Source organism: Neobacillus soli NBRC 102451, from assembly GCF_001591665.1.
Classification (GTDB): domain Bacteria; phylum Bacillota; class Bacilli; order Bacillales; family Cytobacillaceae; genus Neobacillus; species Neobacillus soli.
Map to the genome: position 1 here is coordinate 63,395 of NZ_BCVI01000040.1, position 25,490 is coordinate 88,884.

22 protein-coding genes are annotated in these 25,490 nt (G+C 40.0%); all 22 read left to right on the plus strand.

Features of this window, described 5'->3' with window-relative positions; genetic code table 11:
- Positions 1 to 163: 163 nt before the first annotated feature.
- Positions 164 to 4,483, plus strand: coding sequence for a PolC-type DNA polymerase III (locus tag BSO02S_RS14730; protein WP_066068649.1), 4,320 nt, complete (start codon positions 164 to 166; stop codon positions 4,481 to 4,483).
- Between the two features lie 214 nt (positions 4,484 to 4,697).
- Positions 4,698 to 5,168 (plus strand): ribosome maturation factor RimP, encoded by a 471-nt coding sequence (rimP, locus tag BSO02S_RS14735; protein WP_066068650.1) that lies wholly within the window; start codon positions 4,698 to 4,700, stop codon positions 5,166 to 5,168.
- A 36-nt stretch (positions 5,169 to 5,204) separates the two neighbouring features.
- Positions 5,205 to 6,326, plus strand: a complete 1,122-nt coding sequence (gene nusA / locus BSO02S_RS14740) for a transcription termination factor NusA (protein ID WP_066068653.1) — start codon at positions 5,205 to 5,207, stop codon at positions 6,324 to 6,326.
- 19 nt (positions 6,327 to 6,345) lie between these two features.
- Positions 6,346 to 6,618 (plus strand): RNase P modulator RnpM, encoded by a 273-nt coding sequence (gene rnpM, locus BSO02S_RS14745; RefSeq protein WP_066068656.1) that lies wholly within the window; start codon positions 6,346 to 6,348, stop codon positions 6,616 to 6,618.
- Between the two features lie 8 nt (positions 6,619 to 6,626).
- Entirely contained in the window at positions 6,627 to 6,929 is a 303-nt protein-coding gene (locus BSO02S_RS14750) for a YlxQ family RNA-binding protein (RefSeq protein ID WP_066068659.1), read from the plus strand.
- Between the two features lie 19 nt (positions 6,930 to 6,948).
- Positions 6,949 to 9,240 carry a translation initiation factor IF-2 gene (infB, locus tag BSO02S_RS14755; RefSeq protein ID WP_066068662.1) on the plus strand — a complete coding sequence of 764 codons (2,292 nt, stop codon included), beginning with the start codon at positions 6,949 to 6,951 and terminating at the stop codon, positions 9,238 to 9,240.
- An 87-nt stretch (positions 9,241 to 9,327) separates the two neighbouring features.
- Complete coding sequence (gene rbfA / locus BSO02S_RS14760; protein ID WP_066068665.1) at positions 9,328 to 9,699, plus strand: 30S ribosome-binding factor RbfA; 372 nt, start codon at positions 9,328 to 9,330, stop codon at positions 9,697 to 9,699.
- Positions 9,700 to 9,759: 60 nt separating this feature from the next.
- The gene (gene truB / locus BSO02S_RS14765) at positions 9,760 to 10,680 is read left to right on the plus strand and encodes a tRNA pseudouridine(55) synthase TruB (RefSeq protein WP_066068788.1); all 921 of its coding nucleotides are present in this window, start codon (positions 9,760 to 9,762) and stop codon (positions 10,678 to 10,680) included.
- A 29-nt stretch (positions 10,681 to 10,709) separates the two neighbouring features.
- Positions 10,710 to 11,648 carry a bifunctional riboflavin kinase/FAD synthetase gene (ribF, locus tag BSO02S_RS14770; protein ID WP_066068668.1) on the plus strand — a complete coding sequence of 313 codons (939 nt, stop codon included), beginning with the start codon at positions 10,710 to 10,712 and terminating at the stop codon, positions 11,646 to 11,648.
- A 326-nt stretch (positions 11,649 to 11,974) separates the two neighbouring features.
- Complete coding sequence (rpsO, locus tag BSO02S_RS14775) at positions 11,975 to 12,244, plus strand: 30S ribosomal protein S15 (RefSeq protein ID WP_066068670.1); 270 nt, start codon at positions 11,975 to 11,977, stop codon at positions 12,242 to 12,244.
- A gap of 202 nt (positions 12,245 to 12,446) precedes the next feature.
- A complete protein-coding gene (gene pnp / locus BSO02S_RS14780) occupies positions 12,447 to 14,564 on the plus strand; it encodes a polyribonucleotide nucleotidyltransferase (protein ID WP_066068673.1) in 2,118 nt (705 codons plus the stop codon).
- A gap of 138 nt (positions 14,565 to 14,702) precedes the next feature.
- Positions 14,703 to 15,650 (plus strand): polysaccharide deacetylase family protein, encoded by a 948-nt coding sequence (locus tag BSO02S_RS14785; RefSeq protein WP_066068675.1) that lies wholly within the window; start codon positions 14,703 to 14,705, stop codon positions 15,648 to 15,650.
- A gap of 98 nt (positions 15,651 to 15,748) precedes the next feature.
- On the plus strand, positions 15,749 to 16,987 hold the full coding sequence (locus tag BSO02S_RS14790; RefSeq protein WP_066068677.1) for a M16 family metallopeptidase: 1,239 nt from the start codon (positions 15,749 to 15,751) through the stop codon (positions 16,985 to 16,987).
- Between the two features lie 100 nt (positions 16,988 to 17,087).
- On the plus strand, positions 17,088 to 17,330 hold the full coding sequence (locus BSO02S_RS14795) for a YlmC/YmxH family sporulation protein (protein WP_066068680.1): 243 nt from the start codon (positions 17,088 to 17,090) through the stop codon (positions 17,328 to 17,330).
- A 207-nt stretch (positions 17,331 to 17,537) separates the two neighbouring features.
- Positions 17,538 to 18,440, plus strand: coding sequence for a dipicolinic acid synthetase subunit A (gene dpaA / locus BSO02S_RS14800; RefSeq protein ID WP_066068684.1), 903 nt, complete (start codon positions 17,538 to 17,540; stop codon positions 18,438 to 18,440).
- Positions 18,437 to 19,036 carry a dipicolinate synthase subunit B gene (gene dpaB / locus BSO02S_RS14805; protein ID WP_066068688.1) on the plus strand — a complete coding sequence of 200 codons (600 nt, stop codon included), beginning with the start codon at positions 18,437 to 18,439 and terminating at the stop codon, positions 19,034 to 19,036. Before dpaA ends, dpaB begins: the two co-directional genes overlap by 4 nt.
- 201 nt (positions 19,037 to 19,237) lie before the next feature.
- Positions 19,238 to 20,287 carry an aspartate-semialdehyde dehydrogenase gene (asd, locus tag BSO02S_RS14810; RefSeq protein WP_066068691.1) on the plus strand — a complete coding sequence of 350 codons (1,050 nt, stop codon included), beginning with the start codon at positions 19,238 to 19,240 and terminating at the stop codon, positions 20,285 to 20,287.
- Positions 20,288 to 20,320: 33 nt separating this feature from the next.
- On the plus strand, positions 20,321 to 21,565 hold the full coding sequence (gene dapG / locus BSO02S_RS14815; protein ID WP_066068694.1) for an aspartate kinase: 1,245 nt from the start codon (positions 20,321 to 20,323) through the stop codon (positions 21,563 to 21,565).
- A 93-nt stretch (positions 21,566 to 21,658) separates the two neighbouring features.
- Positions 21,659 to 22,531 carry a 4-hydroxy-tetrahydrodipicolinate synthase gene (gene dapA / locus BSO02S_RS14820; RefSeq protein ID WP_066068698.1) on the plus strand — a complete coding sequence of 291 codons (873 nt, stop codon included), beginning with the start codon at positions 21,659 to 21,661 and terminating at the stop codon, positions 22,529 to 22,531.
- Between the two features lie 137 nt (positions 22,532 to 22,668).
- Positions 22,669 to 24,336, plus strand: a complete 1,668-nt coding sequence (locus BSO02S_RS14825) for a ribonuclease J (RefSeq protein WP_066068704.1) — start codon at positions 22,669 to 22,671, stop codon at positions 24,334 to 24,336.
- Between the two features lie 103 nt (positions 24,337 to 24,439).
- On the plus strand, positions 24,440 to 25,195 hold the full coding sequence (locus BSO02S_RS14830) for a ClpP family protease (protein WP_066068708.1): 756 nt from the start codon (positions 24,440 to 24,442) through the stop codon (positions 25,193 to 25,195).
- Positions 25,192 to 25,431, plus strand: coding sequence for a YlzJ-like family protein (locus BSO02S_RS14835; RefSeq protein ID WP_066068710.1), 240 nt, complete (start codon positions 25,192 to 25,194; stop codon positions 25,429 to 25,431). The genes BSO02S_RS14830 and BSO02S_RS14835 overlap by 4 nt, the downstream gene beginning before the upstream one ends.
- Positions 25,432 to 25,490 lie beyond the last annotated feature (59 nt).

Here is a 25,490-nt window from a genome sequence, read left to right on the forward strand (position 1 = left end):
AAGAGTTAATTGGGATCGCAAATGCGGTCCCAATTTATTTTTTTGTTCCGGAATTGGATAACATTTTCTGTCGAATAATCCCGAATCACCTTGTATCATGTGATATAATTATTATTTGACACAGATAAGATAAGTAATTTTTATATAGATGGGAGAGGGAACGATGAGCGAACCTGCCTTAGGCAAAAAAGAGCGATTCCAACTCTTGCTCCAGCAGCTGCAATTGATAGAAGATGCTGTAGTAGTGCATTTCAATAATGCGCAAATTGAAAGACTTTTAGTTGAAAAGAGAGAGAGGAAGTGGCATTTTCACTTTTTATTCGAAAAAATCCTTCCCTACAATGTGTATGTTTTATTTACAACTCAGCTCGAAAGAACTTTCTCAAATATCGCGACGATTTCATACGAAATCCATGTAACAAATCAAACCATCTCACCAGAGTTATTACATGAATATTGGAGTTTTTGCATCCAGCAAATTGACGGAATTGCGCCACCGCTTGTGAAACTATTAAATGAACAACTGCCCGAAGTCAGCGGGAACAAGCTGACGATCATGGTTAGAAACGAAACAGAGGGTTTAGCATTAAAACGAAAATATGGACCAGTGATAGGCGATATTTATCAATCCTTCGGTTTTCCGATTGTTACAATTGAGACGGACTTGAAAAACGAAGAGAAAAATGAAGAGTATGAACAATTTCTATTGGCAAAACAAAAGGAAGATCAAGAACGCGCCTTGTTAGCAATGGTGGAAATGCAAAAGAAAGATGCAGACCAATCTGCTGGAGATGTCCCAGATGGCCCAATTTCCATTGGTCTTACTATTAAAGATAATAACGACCACCGCAGTCTGATTGATATAGTCGATGAAGAGAGAAGAGTAGTGGTTGAGGGGTATATTTTTGATGCTGAGATACGGGAGCTTCGAAGTGGCCGTTCACTGCTTACATTTAAAATAACCGACTATACTAGTTCAATCATCGTGAAAATGTTTTCGAGGGATAAAGAGGATGCTGCCCACTTCCAACGAGTGAAAAAAGGAATTTGGGTAAAGGTACGCGGAAGCATCCAAAACGATACCTTTGTTCGTGACCTTGTGATGATTGGAAACGATATTAATGAAATCAAGCCTGCTCAGCGTAAGGATACAGCACCAGATGATGGAAAACGGGTTGAACTCCATCTTCATACGCCAATGAGCCAAATGGATGCAGTGACGCCAGTAAGTGCACTCGTTGCTCAGGCGAAAAAATGGGGTCACAAAGCCATTGCTGTGACCGACCATGCCGTTGCCCAATCCTTTCCTGAAGCATATGGCGCCGGTAAGAAAAATGATATTAAAATTCTTTACGGTGTGGAAGTGAATTTAGTCGATGATGGGGTACCAATCGCGTATAATGACGCCCATCGACTCCTTGCGGAAGATACGTTTGTCGTCTTCGACGTTGAAACAACCGGACTTTCAGCTGTATATGATACGATTATTGAACTTGCGGCAGTGAAATTGCATGACGGGGAAATCATCGACCGGTTCGAGTCTTTTGCCAACCCGCATCATCGATTATCGGCAACAACGATTAATCTGACAGGAATTACCGATGATATGGTGCAATCTGCACCAGAAATTGAAGATGTCCTAAGGAAGTTTAGCGAATGGGCCGGAAATGATGTGCTTGTTGCCCATAATGCCTCTTTTGATATGGGCTTTCTAAATGTGGGCTATAAAAAGATAGGCTATGAAAAAGCGAAAAATCCTGTTATTGATACACTTGAACTGGGACGATTTCTCTATCCTGAGATGAAAAACCATCGCTTAAATACCCTAACCAAGAAGTTTGATATTGAATTAACCCAGCATCACCGGGCCATTTTTGATGCAGAGGCAACGGGTTATTTACTCCTGAAGATGCTTAAAGATGCTCTTGAAAAAGGGATTGAGTACCATGATGCACTTAATGATAACATGGGAAAAGGGAATGCGTATCAACGGGCTCGGCCGTATCATTGTACACTTTTGGCACAAAACGATGTTGGTTTAAAGAATTTATTTAAACTCGTATCTATTTCACACCTTGAGTACTTTTATCGAGTCCCTCGATTACCTAGATCTGTTCTTCAAAAATATAGAGAAGGCATCTTGGTTGGCTCGGGTTGTAGTAAAGGTGAAGTATTTGAAGGTATGATGCAAAAATCCCCTGAGGAAGTGGAAGCACATGCCCGCTTTTATGACTATCTTGAGGTTATGCCTAAAGAGGTAAATGCACCGTTGATTGAAATGGAATTGGTCCGCAATGAAAATGCTATGGAAGATATTATTAGTAAAATTGTGACGCTTGGTGAAAAATTAGGTCTTCCGGTTGTTGCAACAGGAAATGTTCATTATTTAAATGAAATTGATAAAATCTATCGAAAAATTCTAATTAACTCACAGGGCGGGGCTAACCCGCTGAACCGTCATCAGCTTCCGGATGTTCACTTTCGGACAACCAATGAAATGCTAGAAGCATTCTCATTCTTGGGTAAGGAAAAAGCAAAGGAAATTGTCGTCACCAACACGAATAAGGTAGCAGATATGATTGAGAATATTAAACCAATCAAAGATGACCTATATACCCCGAAAATTGAAGGGGCCGATGAAGAAATGCGTGAAATGAGTTATTCAATGGCCCGAAGCATTTACGGTGATACCCTTCCTGAAATTGTCGAAGCCCGTCTTGAAAAAGAACTGAAAAGCATCATTGGTCATGGTTTCGCGGTTATTTATTTGATTTCGCATAAGCTTGTGAAAAAGTCTCTTAACGATGGTTATCTTGTTGGCTCACGGGGGTCGGTTGGTTCGTCTCTTGTTGCGACAATGACGGAGATAACGGAAGTAAATCCATTGCCGCCGCATTATGTGTGTCCAAGCTGTAAGCATTCCGAGTTCTTTACGGATGGATCGATTGGTTCTGGGTTTGATTTGCCTGATAAAGATTGTCCGCAATGTGGCGGAAAATATAAGAAGGACGGTCACGATATTCCGTTCGAAACGTTCCTTGGCTTTAAAGGGGATAAGGTTCCCGATATTGATTTGAACTTTTCGGGAGAATATCAGCCTCGTGCCCATAACTATACAAAGGTACTATTTGGAGAGGATAAAGTGTTCCGTGCTGGAACGATAGGTACGGTTGCGGAAAAAACTGCCTATGGTTATGTAAAAGCCTATCAGCAGGATAACAATCTGCAAATACGCGGTGCTGAAGTCGACCGGCTAGTTTCCGGCTGTACGGGTGTAAAAAGAACAACGGGTCAGCACCCGGGCGGGATTATCGTTATCCCTGATTACATGGATGTTTATGATTTTTCACCGATTCAATTCCCGGCAGATGACAGGAATTCCGAATGGAAGACAACCCATTTTGATTTCCATTCCATCCATGATAACGTCTTAAAACTGGATATCCTCGGTCATGACGATCCGACGGTCATCAGAATGCTTCAGGACCTGAGCGGAATGGATCCAAAAACAATCCCGACAGATGACCCTGAAGTGATGAAAATCTTTAGCGGTACGGAATCCTTGGGTGTAACAGAACAGCAAATCATGTGTAAAACGGGAACCCTCGGAATTCCAGAATTTGGCACTCGATTTGTCCGGCAGATGCTTGAAGATACAAAGCCAACAACTTTTTCAGAACTTGTTCAGATTTCGGGATTATCGCACGGAACTGACGTATGGCTTGGGAATGCACAGGAATTAATCCATAATCAAACGTGTAACTTAAGTGAAGTAATCGGCTGTCGTGACGATATCATGGTTTACCTTATTTATCAGGGGCTCGATCCATCCTTCGCCTTTAAAATTATGGAATCAGTCCGAAAAGGTAAAGGCTTAAGCGATGAAATGGAAGCGGAAATGCGCAGAAACGAAGTACCAGAATGGTACATTGATTCCTGCAAAAAAATAAAATACATGTTCCCTAAAGCACACGCCGCGGCGTATGTGTTAATGGCGGTTAGGATTGCCTATTTTAAGGTTCACCTCCCACTTCTCTATTACGCTGCCTATTTTACTGTTCGTGCAGAGGATTTTGACATTGAAGCAATGTCGCGCGGTTCAGAATCAATTCGTGCAAAGATTGAAGAAATTAACGCAAAAGGTCTTGAAGCGTCAAATAAAGAGAAAAACTTATTAACGGTTTTGGAACTGGCCCTTGAAATGACGGAAAGGGGATTTGTTTTCCAAAATTACGATTTATACAAATCGGATGCATCAGATTTTATCATTGAAGGGAATACACTAATTCCTCCGTTTAATTCGATTCCAGGCCTTGGTACAAATGCGGCCTTTAACATTGTCAAGGCACGGGGAGAAGGAGAGTTTTTATCAAAAGAAGACCTGCAGCAGCGCGGAAAGGTATCGAAGACCATCCTCGAATATTTAGATAGACAAGGTTGCCTTAAATCCCTGCCAGAGCAAAATCAGCTATCGTTGTTCTAAATAGGGATAACCTTGATATACCGGGTTTGCATTTGCATATAAATCATGGTTATGGTATAGTCTTATTGGAAATACTAAGAAATACTCTCGTGTCTAAGAGTGGGGAAACCCACTCTTTCGTCTTGTTTACGATTTATTTTAAAGTAATAAATTGATAAAACTTTCCGTGAACTACATACAATATGGGTGGAATTATTGAAAAAGGAGGTAGGTCATGAGCAAGGTAACGGAAGTTGTGGAAGCGCTGGCTGAACCAATTTTTCAAGAGCTTGGTTTGGAATTAGTGGAAATTCAATATGTGAAGGAAGGGAAAAACTGGTTTCTTCGCGTATATATTGATTCAGACAATGGTGTTGATATTGAGGATTGCGGAATTGTCAGCGAACGACTCAGCGAAAAACTCGATGAGATTGACCCAATTCCCCATAATTACTTTCTTGAAGTGTCTTCACCTGGAGCAGAACGTCCATTAAAAAAAGATAAAGATTTCGAAAAGGCAATAGGAAAAAATGTGTTTATTAAAACCTATGAGCCATTGGATGGGGAAAAGGGCTTCGAAGGGAAATTGTTAGAATTTGATGGTCAAACCTTGAAAATCGAAGTTAAGATTAAAACCCGTAGGAAAGTGATTGAAATTCCCTATGAAAAAGTAGCAAATGCTCGATTAGCAGTTATTTTTTCTTAAAGAAAAAATTTGAAGTGGATAGGGGGATACAAACAGATGAGCAGCGAATTATTAGATGCTCTTACAATACTGGAAAGAGAAAAGGGTATTTCCAGAGATGTTTTAATTGATGCCATAGAGGCAGCGCTTATTTCGGCTTATCGCCGTAATTTTAACCAGGCCCAGAATGTCCGGATTGATTTAAATTTAAACACCGGCACGATGCGCGTTTTTGCCAGGAAAGAAGTGGTCGATCAAGTTTTTGATCCGCGGCTTGAAATTTCTGTTGAGGATGCTAGACAAATCAATCCAAACTACGTGGTCGAAGATGTTGTCGAAATGGAAGTAACTCCAAAGGACTTTGGCCGGATTGCCGCGCAAACGGCAAAGCAGGTCGTTACCCAACGTGTTAGAGAAGCAGAACGAGGCATTATTTATTCGGAATTTATTGACCGCGAAGAAGATATTATGACTGGTATCGTTCAAAGGCTGGATTCTAAATTTATCTATGTGAGTCTTGGGAAAATAGAGGCATTACTTCCGGTAAACGAGCAAATGCCAAACGAACGTTATAAGCCGCATGATCGAATCAAAGTATTTATTACAAAAGTTGAAAAAACAACCAAGGGTCCGCAAATATTTGTATCTAGGACACATCCGGGGCTTTTAAAACGATTATTTGAAATTGAAGTTCCTGAAATATATGACGGAACCGTTGAAATTAAATCTGTTGCCCGTGAGGCCGGAGACCGCTCGAAAATTTCGGTTCATTCGGACAATCATGAAGTTGACCCAGTTGGGTCTTGTGTTGGTCAAAAGGGAACGAGGGTTCAAGCCGTAGTCAATGAATTGAAGGGTGAGAAGATCGATATTGTTAAATGGTCTGACGATCCCGTTGTATTTGTTGCGAACTCGCTTAGTCCTTCTAAGGTTTTAGATGTCATGATTAACGAAAATGAAAAAGCAACAACCGTGGTTGTTCCAGATTATCAGCTATCATTAGCCATCGGGAAACGAGGACAAAATGCCCGATTAGCTGCGAAATTAACAGGATGGAAAATTGATATCAAATCAGAAACCGAAGCTCGAGAAATTGGTATTTATCCACGTGAGGAAACGATTAGGCTTTTTGATGATCAAGTTGATTCTGATTTCGAGTTTGAAGAAGATTTGGACTAAAATGTGAGGTGAATGATGAGTGAACACTCAAAGAAAAGTTCCTATGCGCAAGTGTGTAGCAACCGGTGAAATGAAGCCGAAAAAAGAACTCGTTCGCATCGTTCGCTCAAAAGAAGGGGATGTATCCATCGACCTGACGGGTAAAAAATCAGGAAGGGGTGCTTACCTTTCAAAGGACAAGGAAGCTGTCTTACTTGCCAAGAAAAAAAATACCCTATCTAATCACTTACAGGTTTCTATAAATGATTCGTTATACGAAGAGCTCTTAGAGCTCATAGAGAAGGAGAACTGACTATCCAAATGAACCAAAAACAATGGATGTCATTGCTTGGCTTGGCCAATCGAGCACGCAAAATCATATCTGGTGAGGAGCTAACCGTGAAGCAGATTCAAAGCGGGAAAGCGCGCCTCATTTTATTATCCGCAGATGCTTCTGCAAATACGACAAAAAAGATTACAGATAAATGTAATTCGTATGAGGTTCCATATAAACTTGTGGAAAATCGTCATCTTCTTGGTCAAGCAATTGGCAAGGAAGCCCGCGTTGTTGTAGCTATTCTGGATGATGGATTCGCCAAAAAACTGGTAACGTTGCTCGATTAAATCTAGCGGGGGTGAAAAGATGAGTAAAATACGTGTATATGAATATGCAAAAAAGCACAACATTTCAAGTAAAGAAATCATCACAAAATTAAAAGAAATGAATATAGAGGTTTCTAACCATATGGCAACAATTGAAGATTCAGAAGTTAAAAAACTTGACGCTACCTACAACAAAAAAGAAAACAGCACACCACAGCAAAAACAAGGGAATGGGCAACAAAATCGCTCGAACGCGCGTCCTGCCCAGCAACGTCCAGCTAATTCAGGGCAAAAGCCACAAACGCAGACGAAAGCAACACCTAAAGCATTTGAGGAAGCGGCTGATAAAACTGCTGCTCCAAGCAAGGTAAAAGTAGTCTCTCCGCCAAAAACGGCTGAAGGGAAAAAACAAAATCAGCAAAATCAATCAAAAGAAAATAAAGTCTTCAGCAATGCTGATAAAGCTAAGGCCAAGCCTTATAATAACAACCAGAATCGTAATAATAATTTTAATAAAAAGAAGAAGGCTCATACGCCAGTTCAGCAAGCACAGCCGCAAAAGCGGAAAGAGAGAGAGCTTCCCGCTAAAATTACCTATAGTGAATCACTAACGGTTGGAGAACTAGCTAAAAAGATCTATCGCGAGCCTTCAGAAATTATTAAAAAGCTTTTTTTACTTGGTGTGATGGCAACCATAAATCAAGTTTTAGATAAAGATGCGATTGAATTGATTGCTGGTGAGTATGGGGTAGAGGTTGAAGAGGAAATCAAGATCGATACAACGGACCTTGAAGTTTATTTTACAGAAGATGCTGCTGAATCCCAAGTGGAACGACCATCTGTTGTTACCATCATGGGTCACGTTGACCACGGTAAAACAACCCTTTTAGACTCAATTAGAAACACAAAGGTAACCGAAGGCGAAGCTGGAGGAATCACACAGCATATCGGGGCCTATCAAGTAGTTGAAAATGGGAAGAAAATAACTTTCCTTGATACACCTGGACATGCTGCCTTCACAACAATGCGTGCCCGCGGTGCAAAAATTACCGATATTACCATACTAGTTGTTGCTGCAGATGACGGTGTCATGCCGCAAACGGTTGAAGCGATTAACCATGCCAAAGCTGCTGAAGTACCAATTATTGTCGCGGTAAATAAAATGGATAAAGAAGCGGCAAATTCAGATCGTGTAATGCAGGAATTAACCGAACATGGATTAGTAGCAGAAGCCTGGGGCGGTGAAACAATCTTTGTACCACTTTCCGCTAAAACAGGTGAAGGAATTGATAATCTGCTTGAAATGATTCTTCTCGTTGGTGAAGTAGAGGAATACAAAGCTAATCCGCAACGGAAAGCTGTTGGGACAGTAATTGAAGCGCAGCTAGACAAAGGGCGTGGATCTGTTGCCACGTTATTAGTTCAAAACGGAACTTTAAAAATAGGCGATCCAATCGTTGTCGGAAACACGTTTGGACGTGTCCGTGCAATGGTAAATGATAAAGGCCGCCGCGTAAAAGAAGCGGGACCATCGACACCTGTTGAAATTACTGGACTAAGCGATGTGCCACAGGCTGGAGACCGTTTTGTTGTCTTTGATGACGAAAAGACAGCTCGTCAGGTAGGAGAAGCACGTGCCCAAACGGCATTGGTGGCCCAGCGTGGTGAAAAATCAATCGTCAGTCTTGAAACACTATTTGATCAGTTGAAGCTAGGTGAAATGAAGGATCTAAACATCATTCTTAAAGCTGATGTTCAAGGTTCAGCTGAAGCCGTAGCAGCTTCTCTGAAGAAAATCGACGTACAGGGTGTTAATATAAAAATTATTCATAGTGGTGCAGGCGCGATTAATGAGTCTGATATTAGTCTTGCTGCTGCTTCGAATGCAATTGTCATTGGCTTTAACGTTCGTCCGGATGTAAATGCGAAGCGTGCTGCAGAAGCCGAGAAAGTAGACGTTCGTCTACACCGTATTATATATAAAGTGATCGAAGAGATTGAAGCAGCAATGAAAGGTATGCTTGACCCCGAATTCCAAGAAAAAGTTATCGGTCAAGCTGAAATTCGCCAAACCTTTAAGGTTTCAAAAGTTGGCACGATTGCCGGCTCTTATGTAACGGATGGTAAAATTACCCGCGACAGCGGAATTCGTTTAATTCGTAACGGTATTGTTACTTTTGAAGGTCAAATCGATGACTTAAAACGATTTAAAGATGATGTAAAAGAAGTGGCGCAAGGTTATGAATGTGGAATAACTATTAAAAACTTTAACGATGTTAAAGAAGGAGATATCATTGAAGCATTCGTAATGGAAGAAATTGAACGTAAATGATCTCAGTTCTTTCTATTTGTGGAAGTCTCCGCAAATAGAAAGAACGATCACCGAGATTGAATGGCTTTAAATAAAGAGGTGAATGTGATGAGCCACAGAGCAAATCGTGTTAGTGAACAAATGAAAAAAGAACTGGGTGACATCATCAGTCGTAAAATCAAAGATCCCCGGATTGGTTTTGTGACAGTTACTGACGTTGAAGTAACTGGTGATCTACAGCAAGCCAAAGTTTATATTTCCGTTCTAGGTGATGAAGAGCAAAGAGAAAATACGTTAAAAGGTCTAGCTAAAGCAAAAGGGTTCATTCGGACTGAAATTGGCCATCGTATTCGTCTCCGTAAAACGCCGGAAATCATCTTTGAATGGGATGAATCAATCGATTACGGACATCGAATTGATACACTTCTTCATCAATTGCAATCGGATGAGAAACCGGTGGAGAAGAAGGAAGAAGAGTAAATGGATAGACAATTGTCTATCCATTTTTTTCGAGAAAAAATGGAGAACGGAGCGAATAAGGTGGAAGGTATTTTACCATTATTTAAACCAGCAGGGTTGACTTCACATGATTGTGTCTTTAAATTAAGAAAGATTTTAAAAACCAAAAAAGTTGGACACACAGGTACACTTGATCCCGATGTCACAGGGGTTCTTCCTATTTGTATTGGTAAAGCGACGAAGGTTGCCGAATACATAACTGATGCTGGTAAAGCGTACGAAGGTGAAGTAACCATTGGTTATGCAACTACAACGGAAGATGCTTCAGGCGAAATTGTTGAACAGAAAAGGATTGATCGGACAATTCAACGCGAAGAAATCCTTCAGATTTTTGATTCCTTAACCGGTGAAATTGAACAAACACCTCCAATGTTCTCAGCGGTAAAAGTGGGAGGGGTGCGTCTCTATGAGTATGCACGTAAAGGGATTGTAGTTGAGCGGCCTTCTAGAAAGGTTACAATCCATTCAATTGAACTTCTAGATGAGAGGGTTGAATTTTCTGGGGAGACGATTAGCTTTCGTTTTAGGGTAAGATGCAGTAAGGGGACCTATATTCGAACTTTAGCCGTCATGATTGGTGAAAGCCTTGGATATCCCGCCCATATGTCGGATTTAAAGAGAATTCAATCAGCATCCTTTAAATTGGAGGATTGTTTAACCTTTGATGAGGTAGAAGCATTGATGAGCGAAGGAACAATCACAACTGTATTAAGGCCTTTAGAAACGGCACTTTCCCATTTGCCGAAATTACTGATTAATGATAAAGTAGCAGAGAAAGTGAAAAATGGGGCATTATTAGCAATGCCCGAACATCTAAAAAACAGTAACGGACCTATTATCGCTGAAACTATAGATGGACTGGCTCTTGCTATTTATGCAAGGCATCCAAACAAGCCAGATCTTCTTAAACCAGTTAAAGTATTGCGAAATAATATAGAATAAACAGGTACGGTATGGAAAAGGTGAGTTTCTTGGAAGTAATAAGGCTTAGTTTCCCACTTAAGATAATGAACAACGAATTTCCGCCCTTGGCTATGGCCCTTGGCTATTTTGACGGCGTCCATAGGGGCCATCAGCAAGTAATCCTTGAGGCAAAGAGACAGGCGGAGGAAAAAGGTTTACATAGCGCCGTGATGACCTTTGATCCACACCCATCAGTTGTATTAGGAAAAAATAAGAGGCATGTGCATTATATAACCCCATTAACAGAAAAAGTTCAAATTTTGGAGAGAATAGGAATTGATTACCTGTTTATCATCCAATTTACATTAGAATTTGCTAACCTTTTACCGCAAGAATTTATTGATGAGTACGTAATCGGGCTTAATGTCCAACACGTTGTCGCTGGATTTGATTTTACTTATGGCAGGATGGGAAAAGGAACAATGGAAACACTGCCCTTCCATTCGAGAGATGTATTTTCTTATTCAGTTGTTCCCAAGTTCACTGAAGGTGACGAAAAGGTTAGTTCTACTAGAATTCGCAATCTTCTAACGGATGGAAGAATGGATGAACTTTCATCTCTCTTAGGCCGTTTCTATACAACCTCAGGAGTCGTCATCCATGGAGATAAACGAGGCAGAACAATTGGATTTCCAACCGCGAACATCGACGTAAATGAGGAGTATATTTTTCCCCCCCTTGGTGTTTACGCAGTCAGAATAAAAATCGATAGTCAATGGCACAAGGGTGTTTGTAATGTGGGGTTTAAACCTACATTTAATAAGGAAGCATTGCGCGTATCCGTTGAAGTTCATATATTTGACTTCAATCAAGACATTTACGGTAAAGATGTGGTCATTGAATGGCATCTTCATTTACGAAAAGAAAAGAAATTCGCAGGGGTCGAAGAACTCGTTACTCAAATTGAAAAGGATAAGCAAAATGTTATTACTTATTTTAAAAGATAAGAGAGTATTTTGAGAATTGTCTAGCTCCAGCGCCCTAGCGGCTAGTGTCCTTCGTTCTCCGTGTTTCCTTTATCTCAGTTGGAGCGCTCCAGGCCATACGCCGCTGAACTGGGAGCTTGCACTTTTCTTATAAAGAATCGACAATCTTCATGATGCCGGTTGTTAATAGGAGTTTTTCCTACAATAAAAGTAGGTATTAACTTGCTTTTTGACGTAAAAAGTTGTATCCTTATTAACGTATTAAAAAATAACCTATACTTGGCAAGACGAATCACCAACGTTTGCTCGGTACCAGGGGATTTGTAAATTTTAGGAGGTGAATCCGGATGGCAATCACTCAAGAACGTAAAAATGAACTGATCTCTGAGTATAAAACTCATGAGAGCGACACTGGATCTGCAGAAGTTCAAATCGCTGTCCTTACTGAATCAATCAACAATTTGAACGAGCACTTACGTACTCATAAGAAAGATCACCACTCACGTCGCGGTCTTTTGAAAATGGTTGGTAAACGTCGTAATCTTTTAACATTCTTACGTAACAAAGATGTTCAACGTTACCGTGTGTTAATTAATAAGCTTGGTCTACGTCGTTAGTTTAAAGAAGCGGGATTTATCCCGCTTTTTTGTTAGGTTAAAAAGGCGCTGACGCTAGACAAAACGAAAATTTTTTATACATATTTTTAAGTCGGAACTTATTTGTGCATACTATAAGTGATTTGAATTTATACAATAAGCTTTTAAAGCTTTTTTTATATTTTAAAGATTTAGTAAGATTTAGATAGAGAGGGGTAAAAAAATGGAACATACGAAACATGAATATTCTATGGATTGGGCAGGTCGTAAGTTAACCGTTGAAATTGGCCAACTAGCTAAACAAGCAAACGGTGCGGTTATGGTACGTTATGGTGATACAGCCGTATTAAGTACAGCAACTGCTTCAAAAGAACCAAAAAATTTAGACTTCTTTCCATTAACAGTTAACTATGAAGAACGGTTGTATGCTGTTGGTAAAATTCCTGGCGGCTTTATTAAACGTGAGGGCCGACCTAGTGAAAAGGCAATTTTAGCAAGCCGTCTGATTGACAGACCGATTCGCCCGCTTTTTGCTGATGGTTTCCGCAATGATGTTCAAGTCATTAGTATTGTTATGAGTGTGGATCAAAATTGTTCCTCGGAAATGGCTGCTATGTTCGGTTCTTCCTTGGCTTTATCTACTTCAGATATTCCGTTTGAAGGGCCAATTGCTGGTGTTGTTGTTGGACGGGTAAACAATGAGTTTGTTATCAATCCAACAGTTGAACAAGCTGAAAAAAGTGATATCCACTTAACCGTTGCTGGTACAAAGGATGCAATCAACATGGTTGAGGCAGGTGCCCTTGAGGTGCCAGAGGAAACAATGCTTGAAGCCATTATGTTTGGTCATGATGAAATCAAAAGTTTAATTGAATTCCAAGAGAAAATTGTCACCGAGATTGGTAAGCAAAAAAGAGAAATTAATCTATATGAGATTGATTTAGGGCTTGAGGCCGCAGTAAGAGAAATGTGTGAAGCTGATATGGTAAATGCCATTCAGGTTCAAGAGAAGCATGCCCGCGAAGATGCAATTAAAGAAGTGAAAAATCGCGTGATTGCAAGCTACGAAGAACAAGAAGCAACTGCGGATGATATGAAACAAGTGAAGCAAATTTTGGACAAGATTGTTAAAGGTGAGGTTCGCCGCTTAATTACAGTTGAGAAGGTTCGTCCGGATGGCCGGAAAATTGATGAAATCCGTCCGTTATCTTCCCAAGTAAGTATTTTGCCTCGTACTCATGGTTCAGGATTATTTACACGTGGACAAACACAGGCCTTAAGTATTTGTACCCTTGGGGCAATGGGTGATGTACAGATTCTGGATGGACTAGGAATTGAGGAAGAAAAACGGTTTATGCATCATTATAACTTCCCATTATTCAGTGTTGGAGAAACAGGTCCGATCCGCGGCCCAGGCCGCCGGGAAATTGGACATGGTGCACTAGGTGAACGTGCTCTTGAACCAATTATTCCATCGGAAAAGGATTTTCCTTATACGATTCGTCTAGTCTCTGAGGTACTTGAATCCAATGGTTCAACATCTCAGGCAAGTATTTGTGCAAGTACATTAGCGATGATGGATGCAGGAGTTCCTATCAAAGCCCCTGTAGCAGGAATTGCGATGGGTCTTGTGAAATCAGGTGAGCATTATACTGTATTATCCGATATTCAAGGGATGGAAGATCATCTTGGAGATATGGATTTTAAAGTAGCTGGAACGGCTAAAGGAGTAACAGCCCTGCAAATGGATATTAAAATCGAGGGTCTTTCCCGCGAAATTTTAGAAGAAGCTTTACAGCAGGCAAAAGTAGGAAGAATGCATATCTTAAACTCAATGCTTGCAACCATTTCAGAATCAAGAGCGGAACTTTCTGAATTTGCACCGAAGATTTTAACAATGACAATCAATCCAGATAAAATCCGTGATGTGATTGGACCGAGCGGAAAACAAATCAATAAGATTATTGAAGAAACTGGTGTTAAGATTGATATTGAACAGGATGGTACTGTATTTATTGCCTCTACAAATCAAGAAATGAACCAAAAGGCTAAGAAAATCATTGAAGATCTTGTTCGTGAGGTTGTAGTAGGTGAAATGTATCTTGGTAAGGTTAAACGAATTGAAAAATTCGGTGCCTTCGTGGAAATTTTTGCCGGTAAAGACGGTCTCGTTCATATTTCCGAACTTGCTGAAGAACGAGTTGGTAAAGTGGAGGATGTTGTTAAAATCGGGGATGAGCTTTTAGTAAAAGTAACCGAAATCGACAAACAAGGCCGCGTGAACTTATCGCGAAAAGCAATTTTGAAAGAACAGCGTGAAAAAGCTGAAGAAAATCAATAATATTTGAGTTTATACTAATAAAAAAGTCAGGGGGGTCCCTGGCTTTTTCTATGTGAACATGTATTCCATAAGCTTTAGTCTTTCCATGTTCTACCTTGTCCTTCACATACATAATCTGTATGAAAGGGGGAAAGGTAGATGAAAAAGGTTTCAATTTTTATCATAATTTGTTTGACTGCATGGATCACAGTGAGCAATCCAATTGTGAATAAATACGTGGCCTCATTAAAAGAATCTGCTCTTCCGGCAGTGAAGCAATCGGATCCACTATATCAACGTATTATAAAAAATGCCTCTACATATGAAATACCACCTTCTGAAGCGACCGTAGACAGGGTCTGGAAGGCCATTCCCGGATATAACGGGCTGAAGGTTGATATTACCGCCTCATATAAAAATATGAAAAAAAAAGGCATCTATGATGAAAAGAAACTAGTGTTTTTCCAGACGAAACCAAAGGTTCATCTCCAGGATTTGCCGCCATCACCCATTTATAAAGGTCATCCAGATAAACCGATGGTAACACTAATTATTAATGTGGCATGGGGGAATGAATATTTATCTGATATGCTTGAAACCCTAAAAAGGCATAGTGTATCTGCTAGCTTTTTTCTAGAAGGTAATTGGGTCAAAAAGAATCCAGAGCTTGCAAAGTTGATTGTCAGTGCAGGACATGAGGTTGGAAATCATTCTTATTCACATCCAGATATGAAAAAGCTGACAGCCACCCAGGCTAGGGAGCAAATCCAGAAAACCAACGAAGTAATCGAAGCAGCAACAGGTAAGAAGTGTGCATGGTTTGCACCGCCTAGTGGCAGCTACCGGGATGAGACAATAAGGATTGCCGCTCAATTAAATATGAAGACAGTTATGTGGACAGTTGATACAGTTGATTGGAGAAAGCCTGCACCTGAAAGGCTCATAGAGCGCGTGATGACAAAAATTGATAAAGGTTCTATCGTACTTATGCATCCAACTGATTCAACGGCAAAATCCCTCGACCGCTTAATTACTTTAATCGAACAGAAAAATTTTAAAATAGGTACACTTTCTGAATTAATGAGCGAAGAAAGAATTATGGAATAATAATTTGATAAAAATATATCAGAAAATTGGTGAAAGTCAACTTTTGTAAGTATAATAATAAATGGAATAGTAGCATCTGTGTTTAGAGGAGGAAGTCGATGATTAATAAATATACTTGTCAAAATGGAGTAAGAATTGTATTGGAGAATATCCCTACCGTACGTTCGGTTGCAATTGGTGTTTGGATTGGAACAGGCTCTAGGGATGAGAATCCACAAAACAATGGGATTTCCCATTTTCTTGAGCACATGTTCTTTAAAGGCACTACAACACGATCAGCCAAGGAAATTGCCGAATCCTTTGATAGTATTGGAGGACAGGTGAATGCGTTTACCTCTAAGGAGTATACCTGTTATTACGCAAAAGTCCTTGATACACATTCCCAATTTGCTTTAGATGTATTAGCTGATATGTTCTTTAATTCCACTTTTGTCGAGGAGGAATTAAACAAGGAAAGAAATGTTGTTTTAGAAGAAATAAAAATGTATGAAGATACACCAGATGACATTGTCCATGATTTACTTAGCCAAGCGGTTTTTGGTGATCACCCGCTGGGATACCCAATTCTTGGCACGGAAGAAACATTAAATACGTTTACGAGCAGCACACTAAAGGAATATATCCATGAAAGATATACGCCTGAAAATGTAGTTATCTCCATAGCAGGGAATGTATCTGAGGCATTTATTCAAGAAGTAGAAAAGTATTTTGGGGCCTATAAAGGTGATAACAAACAGACACCTGAAAATATTCCTGTTTTCCATGCAAATCAAATTTCACGGAAAAAGGAAATTGAGCAGGCTCATTTATGTATAGGTTTCGAAGGGTTAAAGGTTGGACACGAAGACATCTACAGCTTAATAACATTAAATAATATTTTGGGCGGAAGCATGAGCTCACGATTATTCCAGGAAGTTCGTGAGCAAAGAGGCCTTGCTTATTCCGTATTCTCCTACCATTCCGCCTATCAGGACAGCGGAATTGTGACATTGTACGGTGGAACTGGAGCAAAACAGCTGAATGTTTTATTTGAAACCATCCAAGAAACACTCGATACATTAAAGAGGGATGGGATTACAGACAAGGAATTAACGAATAGTAAAGAACAGCTTAAAGGAAGCTTGATGCTTAGCTTAGAAAGTACAAATAGCCGGATGAGCAGGAATGGCAAAAATGAACTTTTATTAAAACGCCATCGTTCACTAGACGAAATCATCGAACAGATTGACTTAGTCTCTAAAAAGAGTGTAGACGAAATGACCAATAGGGTCTTTAATGATAAATACTCCGTTACCTTAATTAGTCCCGACGGAGAATTTCCAAATAAATTAACGTAACATGAAAAAACAGTTCGCTTGCGAACTGTTTTTTTCTATAGTCTATTTTAGGACTTCCCTCTATAAACTAATAGAAAAGGGCTATGAAGGGGGCGTCGGATTGAGGCTGAGTGAATTAAGCGGGAAGGAAATTGTTGATGTGAAAAAGGCGGAGCGTCTTGGAGTACTAGGTCAGACAGATTTAGAAATTAATGAAGGAACAGGGCAAATACAGGCATTGCTTATTCCTTCATTAAAATGGTTTGGTTTCCGGAAACAAGGAGAGGAAATAAGGGTTCCCTGGCAGCATATAAAAAAAATAGGCACTGACATGATCATTATTGATATTCCTGAAGAAGAATAGTAAAAATTCAAAAAGAGCCCAAGCAAAACAAATTTTGCTTGGGCTCTTTCATTTTACTAAAGGTGGAAAACTCACCATATCAAGAAATCTTACATAAGATGTTGGAGTGATATGAAGAAAAGCGGAGCTTACTTTTAGCGGTGCTGTAGCTGGATAATGAAAAAGGAAAAAAAGTTGGATTTTTAAAAGAAGAAGGTGAATGTTTTCATGCTGACAGGGATGCAGATAGCCGTGATTGGCGGAGATGCCAGACAGCTGGAAATCATCCGTAAGTTAACCGAATTGGATGCAAGGTTATCGCTTATTGGTTTCGAACAGCTTGATCACGCCTTCGCTGGTGCGGTCAAGGAAAAGCTGGATGAGGTTGATTTTTCAAATATGGATGCTCTTATCCTCCCGGTGCCCGGTACAAATTTAGAAGGGCAGGTAGAAACAATCTTTTCTAATGAGAGGGTTATTCTGACAGAATCAATACTGGGTAAAACGCCTGAACATTGTTCGATTTATTCAGGGATAAGCAATGCCTATTTAAATGGAATATCGAAGCAGGCAAAACGAACGCTGATTCAGTTATTTGAAAGGGATGATGTTGCCATTTATAATTCGATTCCAACTGTGGAAGGCACAATTATGATGGCAATCCAGCATACCGACTTCACGATTCACGGTGCAAATATTACCGTTTTAGGCTTAGGAAGAGTTGGAATGAGTGTAGCAAGAACCTTTGCCGCGCTCGGAGCAAAGGTAAAGGTTGGGGCCAGAAAAAGCGAACATTTGGCAAGAATCACGGAAATGGGCTTAACGCCCTTCCATTTAAATAATTTAGTAAATGAAGTGACGGATACAGATATATTAATTAACACGGCACCGCATTTAATTGTTACGGCTACGGTCATTTCTAAACTACCTTCACATACGCTCGTTATTGATCTAGCATCAAAGCCTGGCGGGACTGATTTCAGATACGCGGAAAAAAGGGGTATAAAAGCATTGCTTGCTCCGGGATTGCCAGGAATTGTTGCACCGAAAACGGCTGGCCAAATTCTGGCCAATGTTCTCGCCCAACTGCTGCAAGATGACCTGAAAAAGCGAAAGGGGAAAGTGAAATGAGTTTAAAAGGTAAAAGAATTGGCTTTGGTCTAACCGGCTCCCATTGTACGTATGATGCGGTATTTCCAGAAATAGAAAAGCTGGTTCATGCCGGTGCAGAGGTAATGCCGGTTGTGACTTTTACAGTGAAGAATACCGAGACCCGTTTTGGTAAAGGGGAAGACTGGATTCAAAGAATAGAGGATTTAACAGGTAATAAGGTCATTGATTCCATTGTCAAAGCGGAGCCTTTAGGACCAAAAATTCCGCTTGATTGTATGGTTATTGCACCGCTGACAGGTGTATCGATGAGTAAATTTGCGAATGCCATGAACGATAGTCCGGTGTTAATGGCTGCTAAGGCAACACTCCGAAATTTAAAGCCAGTGGTTCTGGGGATATCTACAAATGATGCACTAGGTCTAAATGGAATTAATTTAATGAAATTAATGGCAGCAAAAAATATTTATTTTATTCCCTACGGCCAGGATGACCCAGTAAAAAAGCCTAATTCCATGGTTGCCCGAATGACATTGCTTTCTGAAACAGTTGAAGCAGCAATGGAAGGGAAACAAATTCAACCCGTACTTGTAGAAAGGTATAAAGATTCTGACTAATTCTCCGTTCATTCATCAAAAAAGGTTATTTCTTTTTAGGAATATGTTAAAATAAATTAATCTTTCATCAGTGGGACGTATCTTTTGCCCACTGATGAGATATTAAAAATTATTGACATGCTGGCAGGGTAAATGCCATTTCCTTATAAAAGAATAAATGACCAGCCATGTACACGATGAGTATTGAAAGGGGAACCTGTAATGAAAGAGCAAAATGGATACCATATAGCTGTTGTTGGGGCAACAGGAGCAGTTGGGAAACAAATGATCCAAACATTAATCAATGAGAATTTCCCAATAAGAAAACTTACCCTGTTATCTTCAGCTCGTTCAGCTGGGAAAAAAGTGGATGTTGATGGACAGGAATATATCATTACGGAAGCAAAGCCTGAGAGCTTTGAAGGTGTCGATATAGCTTTATTCAGTGCGGGAGGCAATGTATCAAAAGAGCTGGGACCAGAAGCAGTGAAACGCGGTGCCATCGTTGTGGACAACACAAGTGCGTTCCGGATGGACCCGAATACACCGTTAGTTGTTCCAGAGGTTAATGAAGCGGAATTACACCAACATAATGGAATTATTGCTAACCCTAATTGTTCAACGATTCAAATGGTCGTTGCTCTTGAACCAATTCGTCAAAGATTCGGTTTGAAAAAGGTTATTGTCTCAACTTATCAAGCTGTTTCCGGTGCAGGTGCTGCAGCAGTTGAGGAATTAATGGAACAAACTCAGTCTATCTTAAATGGTCAAGCATATGATCCTAAGATTTTACCAGTAAAGTCTGACAAAAATCACTATCAAATTGCTTTTAACGCGATTCCACAAATCGATATGTTTCAGGATAACGGATATACGTTTGAAGAAATGAAAATGATTAATGAAACAAAGAAAATTATGGATTCACCAGAGTTACAGATTTCTGCAACCTGTGTTCGTCTCCCAGTTGCTGTCGGACATTCAGAATCTGTTTATTTTGAAATAGAATCGGGGGACATTAGTGCTAACGATATTAAAGCATTATTAAAGGATGCTCCAGGTATCGTCTTACAAGATGATCCCGAAAATCAACTTTATCCAATGCCAGCAAATTGTGTTGGGAAAAATGAGGTTTTTGTTGGCCGCATTAGGAAAGACCTCGATGAAGACCTTGGTTTTCATATGTGGGTAGTCTCTGACAACTTGCTCAAAGGAGCAGCATGGAATTCTGTTCAAATTGCAGAAAGTTTAGTTAAACTTGGTTTAGTAAAATAAAGTTACGTCAAAAAGGCAGGTTTTCATGTCACTATGAAAATAATAGTTCAAAAATTTGGGGGTACATCTGTTAAGGATGAGAAAAGCAGAAAGTATGCTCAAGGTCATATCGAAAAATCTTTAGCAGATGGATATAAAGTGGTAGTGGTTGTCTCGGCAATGGGCAGGAAAGGCGACCCTTATGCCACCGATACATTGTTATCATTAATCGGCGGGAATTTAAGCAAAAGCTCCAAACGGGAACATGATTTATTATTATCCTGCGGCGAGGTTATTTCTAGCGTCGTTTTTGCTAATATGTTAGTGGAGAATGGGATCAAGGCTGTGGCTTTAACAGGAGCCCAAGCAGGCTTCCGAACCAACAACGACCATACAAATGCAAAAATTAATGAGATGAAATGCGAACGCCTGCTTCGTGAACTGGAAAAAAATGAGGTCATCGTGGTTGCCGGATTTCAAGGTTCTGCCAAAAACGGTGATATTACCACGATTGGACGTGGCGGAAGTGATACCTCAGCAGCTGCCTTAGGTGCGGCTCTTCATGCCGAATGGATTGATATTTTTACTGATGTAGAAGGAATTATGACAGCCGACCCACGCATTGCCGAAAATGCCCGGCCGCTATCCGTTGTTACGTATACAGAAGTTTGTAATATGGCCTATCAGGGTGCAAAGGTAATTCACCCACGAGCGGTAGAAATAGCGATGCAGGCAAAAATACCGATTCGTATCCGTTCAAACTATACAAATACCCTAGGCACATTGGTAACAACATTAAATAAGGATAATCTTGGTGCTGACATTAAGGAACGGATTGTCACAGGTATTGCGCATGTATCAAATGTCACGCAAATAAAAGTTATTGCTAAAAAAGATCAATATTACTTGCAGGCAGAAGTATTTAAAGCGATGGCCAATGAAAAGATAAGTGTAGATTTTATCAACATTTCTCCAAATGGTGTAATCTATACGGTGACAGAGGAAATGACGGATCGCGCCATCGAAGTCCTAAACGAATTAGGTCATGACCCTGTAGTGGAGCGTCATTGTGCAAAGGTTTCTATTGTCGGCGCGGGAATAGCGGGCGTGCCCGGGGTTACTTCCAAAATCGTAACGGCCTTATCCGAACAGGGAATTCGTATTTTACAATCAGCAGACAGCCATACAACTATTTGGGTCCTGGTAAAGCAGGATGACTTGGTTAAATCAGTCAATGCTCTGCACGATGCCTTTCAATTAGAAGAAGAATCTATTGAATTTTATCATTCAGATTTATAAATGATTTCATAAATTGTTTCTTTCATTGTTAGGAAATTAGCAGAGATACACTTGGTGCATTTAACAGTAGCATGGATTGAAAGGAGAATGGAAATGGCTCATTTCGGGCGATTATCTACGGCAATGGTAACCCCCTTTGATAAAAAAGGGCATATTGACTTCGCCAAGACCACTCAATTAGTAAATTATTTAATTGAAAATGGAACCGATTCTCTTGTGATAGCGGGAACCACAGGGGAATCACCAACCTTATCTAAAGAGGAAAAGCTGGCGTTATTTAATCATGTAGTCAAAGTCGTTAATAAAAGAATTCCAGTGATTGCAGGTACAGGCAGCAATAATACTTATGCATCAATTGAATTGACAAAAAAAGCAGAGCAGCTTGGTGTGGATGCGATTATGGTGGTAGCGCCCTACTATAATAAACCTAATCAAGAAGGTTTGTATCAGCATTTCAAAGCCGTCGCGGAAGCCACAACGCTGCCTGTTATGGTTTACAACATTCCGGGAAGGTCAGCGATAAATATACTTCCTGAAACGGTGATCCGTCTATCAAAGATAACAAATATTGTCGCAGTAAAGGAAGCAAGTGGGGATTTAAATGCAATGACACAAATCATTGCCAATACGGACGACGATTTTGTTTTATATAGTGGGGATGATAGTTTAACAATTCCGGTTCTTGCAATTGGAGGGGCTGGTATAGTCTCAGTTGCTTCCCACGTGATTGGAAATGAGATTCAGGAAATGGTTAAGGCATTTTTTGATGGAGAAAATGCAAAGGCTGCACAATTGCATCAGCACCTTCTCCCAATCATGCAAGGACTATTTGCTGCTCCAAGTCCTGCTCCTGTTAAAACGGCATTACAGGTAGCTGGATTGGATGTAGGATCCGTAAGACTGCCGCTTGTTGGCTTAACCGAACAAGAGCGTGCAGCGTTAATTGCCATTTTAAATAAGAAATAAATAAAAACATAAAAAGGCCAGCCGATTTATATGAATCGGTTGGCTTTTCTTTTTTTGTTGTAAAGGTTTTCTTTTTTCAAGTATAATAACTATAACTGATTTCGATCGGAAAACATCAATATAGGAGGAAACGGAAATTGATTAAGAAAAAAAATAATTCCATTAAGTTAATCACACTTGGTGGCATAGGTGAAATCGGAAAAAATATGTACCTTGTAGAAGTGGACAAGGACATATTTATTATTGATGCCGGTTTAATGTTCCCCGAGGAAGAAATGCTCGGCATTGATATGGTTATTCCTGATATAACGTATCTAAAAGAAAATAAGGAACGGGTAAAGGCAATATTTTTAACACATGGACATGAGGACCATATCGGTGCCCTATCCTATGTACTTCGTCAAATCGAGGTACCAGTTTACGGAACGAAGCTAACCCTTGCCCTTGCAAATGCAAAACTTAAAGAGCAGGATTATTTCGGAAAAACGAATTTTATTGAAGTTGATTCGGATACAATCGTAAATTTGGATGTTGTGGATGTAAGCTTTTTTAGAACAAATCATAGTATCCCTGATTCAGTTGGTGTTTGTATTCATACATCTGAAGGGATTATTGTCTATACGGGTGACTTTAAATTTGATCAGGCGGCAACCAGATTGTATAAACCGGAAATTGGAAAGATGGCAGCAATTGGGGATCAAGGGGTTTTATGTTTGCTTTCTGACAGTACAGAAGCGGAAAAGCCGGGATACACGACGTCTGAAGCAATTGTTGAACGAGATATGTCAAATGCCTTTTATTATGCACCGGGCAGAATTCTTGCCGCCTGTTTTGCATCTGATATTAATAGAATTCAGCATATTTTTGATGCTGCACAAGAAAATCGCCGTAAGGTAGCGGTAGTAGGTAAAAGCCTTGAAAGAATCTATCATATTGCACTTGATTTAGGTTATTTAGAAGCTGCAGAAGATTTAATTATCCCGATTAGCGAGATAAAGGAATATAAAGACAACGAAATTGTAGTGTTAATGACAGGCAGCCAAGGGGAACCAATTGAGGCACTACAGAAAATGGCAAAACAAACACATAAGCTATTGAATATCCAACATGGTGATACGGTTTTAATCGCCGCATCACCACTCAGGGGCAGTGAAGTTTTCTTATACAAGACAGTTGATATGCTATTCAGGGCCGGAGCAAATGTTATCTCTGGCAAACGGAACATCCATGGTTCGAGCCATGGCAGTCAGGAAGAATTGAAATTTATGATTAATTTAATGAAGCCTAAATTCTTGGTTCCTGTTCATGGGGAATACCGAATGCTGAAGGCGCATCGGAAACTAGCAATGGAAACTGGACTTAGGGATGAGCAGATTATCATTCCTGACCGCGGCGATATTCTTGAATTGAAGGAAGGAAGGCTAGCACTTGCTGGCAAGGTTCCATCTGGAAATGTGCTCATCGATGGTATTGGCGTTGGAGATGTAGGAAATATCGTTTTAAGAGATAGAAGGCTTTTATCACAAGATGGAATTCTCATTGTGGTTGTGACCTTAACAAAGCAAGACAAGAAAATAGCCGCAGGTCCTGAGATTATCTCTAGAGGCTTTGTCTATGTGCGTGAGTCTGAAAAATTGATGGAGGACTCAACAAAATTGGTTCGCGATATCGTAGAAAGAGTGACTACAAAGGGCTACTTTGAATGGTCAAGCTTAAAACAGGAAGTCAGGGATGAATTAAATCGTTATTTATATGAAAAAACTAAGAGAAGACCAATGATTCTTCCTATCATTATGGAAGTGTAGAATTTATCCGGCACTGGAGCCATCCAGTGCCTTTTATTTTTCAAGCATGAAATCATATCGTAGGTCAATACTAAACGATATCATGCTTGAAGGGAGTATTAGGATGGATAACGAATTACAAAAAAATGAATCTGAAAACCAAGAGGGCGGGGAACCGCAAAAAGAGGATAAACCTTCATCCGCATTAATAGAAAAAATCCAGCAACTCGGTCAAACAAATGTGCCACAGCTTTCAACAGACTCTAAAATTCATTGTTTGACGATTATTGGTCAAATTGAGGGACATTTAGCACTTCCGCCTCAGAATAAAACAACAAAATACGAACATTTAATTCCACAGCTCGTAGCCATCGAACAAAATCCTAAAATAGAGGGTGTTTTGATTATATTAAATACGGTGGGCGGCGATGTCGAGGCGGGCTTAGCCATATCCGAAATGCTCGCGACCCTATCAAAACCGACTGTTTCCATAGTATTAGGCGGCGGACATTCAATTGGTGTCCCAATTGCGGTTTCCTGTAATTATTCCTTTATTGCTGAAACGGCAACAATGACAATCCATCCAATCCGGTTGACAGGTCTTGTGATTGGAGTCCCTGCAACCTTCGAATATTTGGATAAAATGCAGGAACGTGTAGTTAATTTTGTTACAAAGCATTCCAATATTAGCGAAGAAACATTTAAGGACTTAATGTTTGCTAAGGGTAATTTAACAAGAGATATTGGAACAAATGTGATAGGAATTGAGGCTGTGAAAACAGGTTTAATTGATGAAGTAGGCGGGCTTGGGCAGGCAATGAAAAAGTTAAATGAATTGATGGAACTTCATAAAGAAGAGAACAAGGGGCTGATTCAATGATTTTATATACGATGATGCCTTATGAACTGGTTTTTCCTGATGAAGCAGATTCCGGGATGAAGCAACAACAAATAGTAAATTATCAAGGAATACCCCTTTTAGTAGAACTTACAGACCAGCAAAATGTCCAAGTAATACGGATATTAAGCAGTGACCCGCAGCATTTTATGGATGAGCGGGTATGTCCTGGAGCAAAAATTTCTTTTGGTAACCTAGAGGGAATGTCGGCAATATAGAAAAAAGTTATGGTATAATCAGGATAACGAGACAAGAGCAGCCAATCAGGCTGCTTTCT

Bases quoted from the DNA above. Each gene is read 5' to 3' on its own strand.
- dpaB (WP_066068688.1), top strand. From the start codon at position 18,437: ATGAGTTTAAAAGGTAAAAGAATTGGCTTTGGTCTAACCGGCTCCCAT.
- BSO02S_RS14730 (WP_066068649.1), top strand. From the start codon at position 164: ATGAGCGAACCTGCCTTAGGCAAAAAAGAGCGATTCCAACTCTTGCTC.
- dpaA (WP_066068684.1), top strand. From the start codon at position 17,538: ATGCTGACAGGGATGCAGATAGCCGTGATTGGCGGAGATGCCAGACAG.
- BSO02S_RS14835 (WP_066068710.1), top strand. From the start codon at position 25,192: ATGATTTTATATACGATGATGCCTTATGAACTGGTTTTTCCTGATGAA.
- infB (WP_066068662.1), top strand. From the start codon at position 6,949: ATGAGTAAAATACGTGTATATGAATATGCAAAAAAGCACAACATTTCA.
- BSO02S_RS14750 (WP_066068659.1), top strand. From the start codon at position 6,627: ATGAACCAAAAACAATGGATGTCATTGCTTGGCTTGGCCAATCGAGCA.
- nusA (WP_066068653.1), top strand. From the start codon at position 5,205: ATGAGCAGCGAATTATTAGATGCTCTTACAATACTGGAAAGAGAAAAG.
- dapG (WP_066068694.1), top strand. From the start codon at position 20,321: ATGAAAATAATAGTTCAAAAATTTGGGGGTACATCTGTTAAGGATGAG.
- BSO02S_RS14790 (WP_066068677.1), top strand. From the start codon at position 15,749: ATGATTAATAAATATACTTGTCAAAATGGAGTAAGAATTGTATTGGAG.
- BSO02S_RS14785 (WP_066068675.1), top strand. From the start codon at position 14,703: ATGAAAAAGGTTTCAATTTTTATCATAATTTGTTTGACTGCATGGATC.
- rpsO (WP_066068670.1), top strand. From the start codon at position 11,975: ATGGCAATCACTCAAGAACGTAAAAATGAACTGATCTCTGAGTATAAA.
- asd (WP_066068691.1), top strand. From the start codon at position 19,238: ATGAAAGAGCAAAATGGATACCATATAGCTGTTGTTGGGGCAACAGGA.
- pnp (WP_066068673.1), top strand. From the start codon at position 12,447: ATGGAACATACGAAACATGAATATTCTATGGATTGGGCAGGTCGTAAG.
- dapA (WP_066068698.1), top strand. From the start codon at position 21,659: ATGGCTCATTTCGGGCGATTATCTACGGCAATGGTAACCCCCTTTGAT.
- rimP (WP_066068650.1), top strand. From the start codon at position 4,698: ATGAGCAAGGTAACGGAAGTTGTGGAAGCGCTGGCTGAACCAATTTTT.
- BSO02S_RS14830 (WP_066068708.1), top strand. From the start codon at position 24,440: ATGGATAACGAATTACAAAAAAATGAATCTGAAAACCAAGAGGGCGGG.
- rbfA (WP_066068665.1), top strand. From the start codon at position 9,328: ATGAGCCACAGAGCAAATCGTGTTAGTGAACAAATGAAAAAAGAACTG.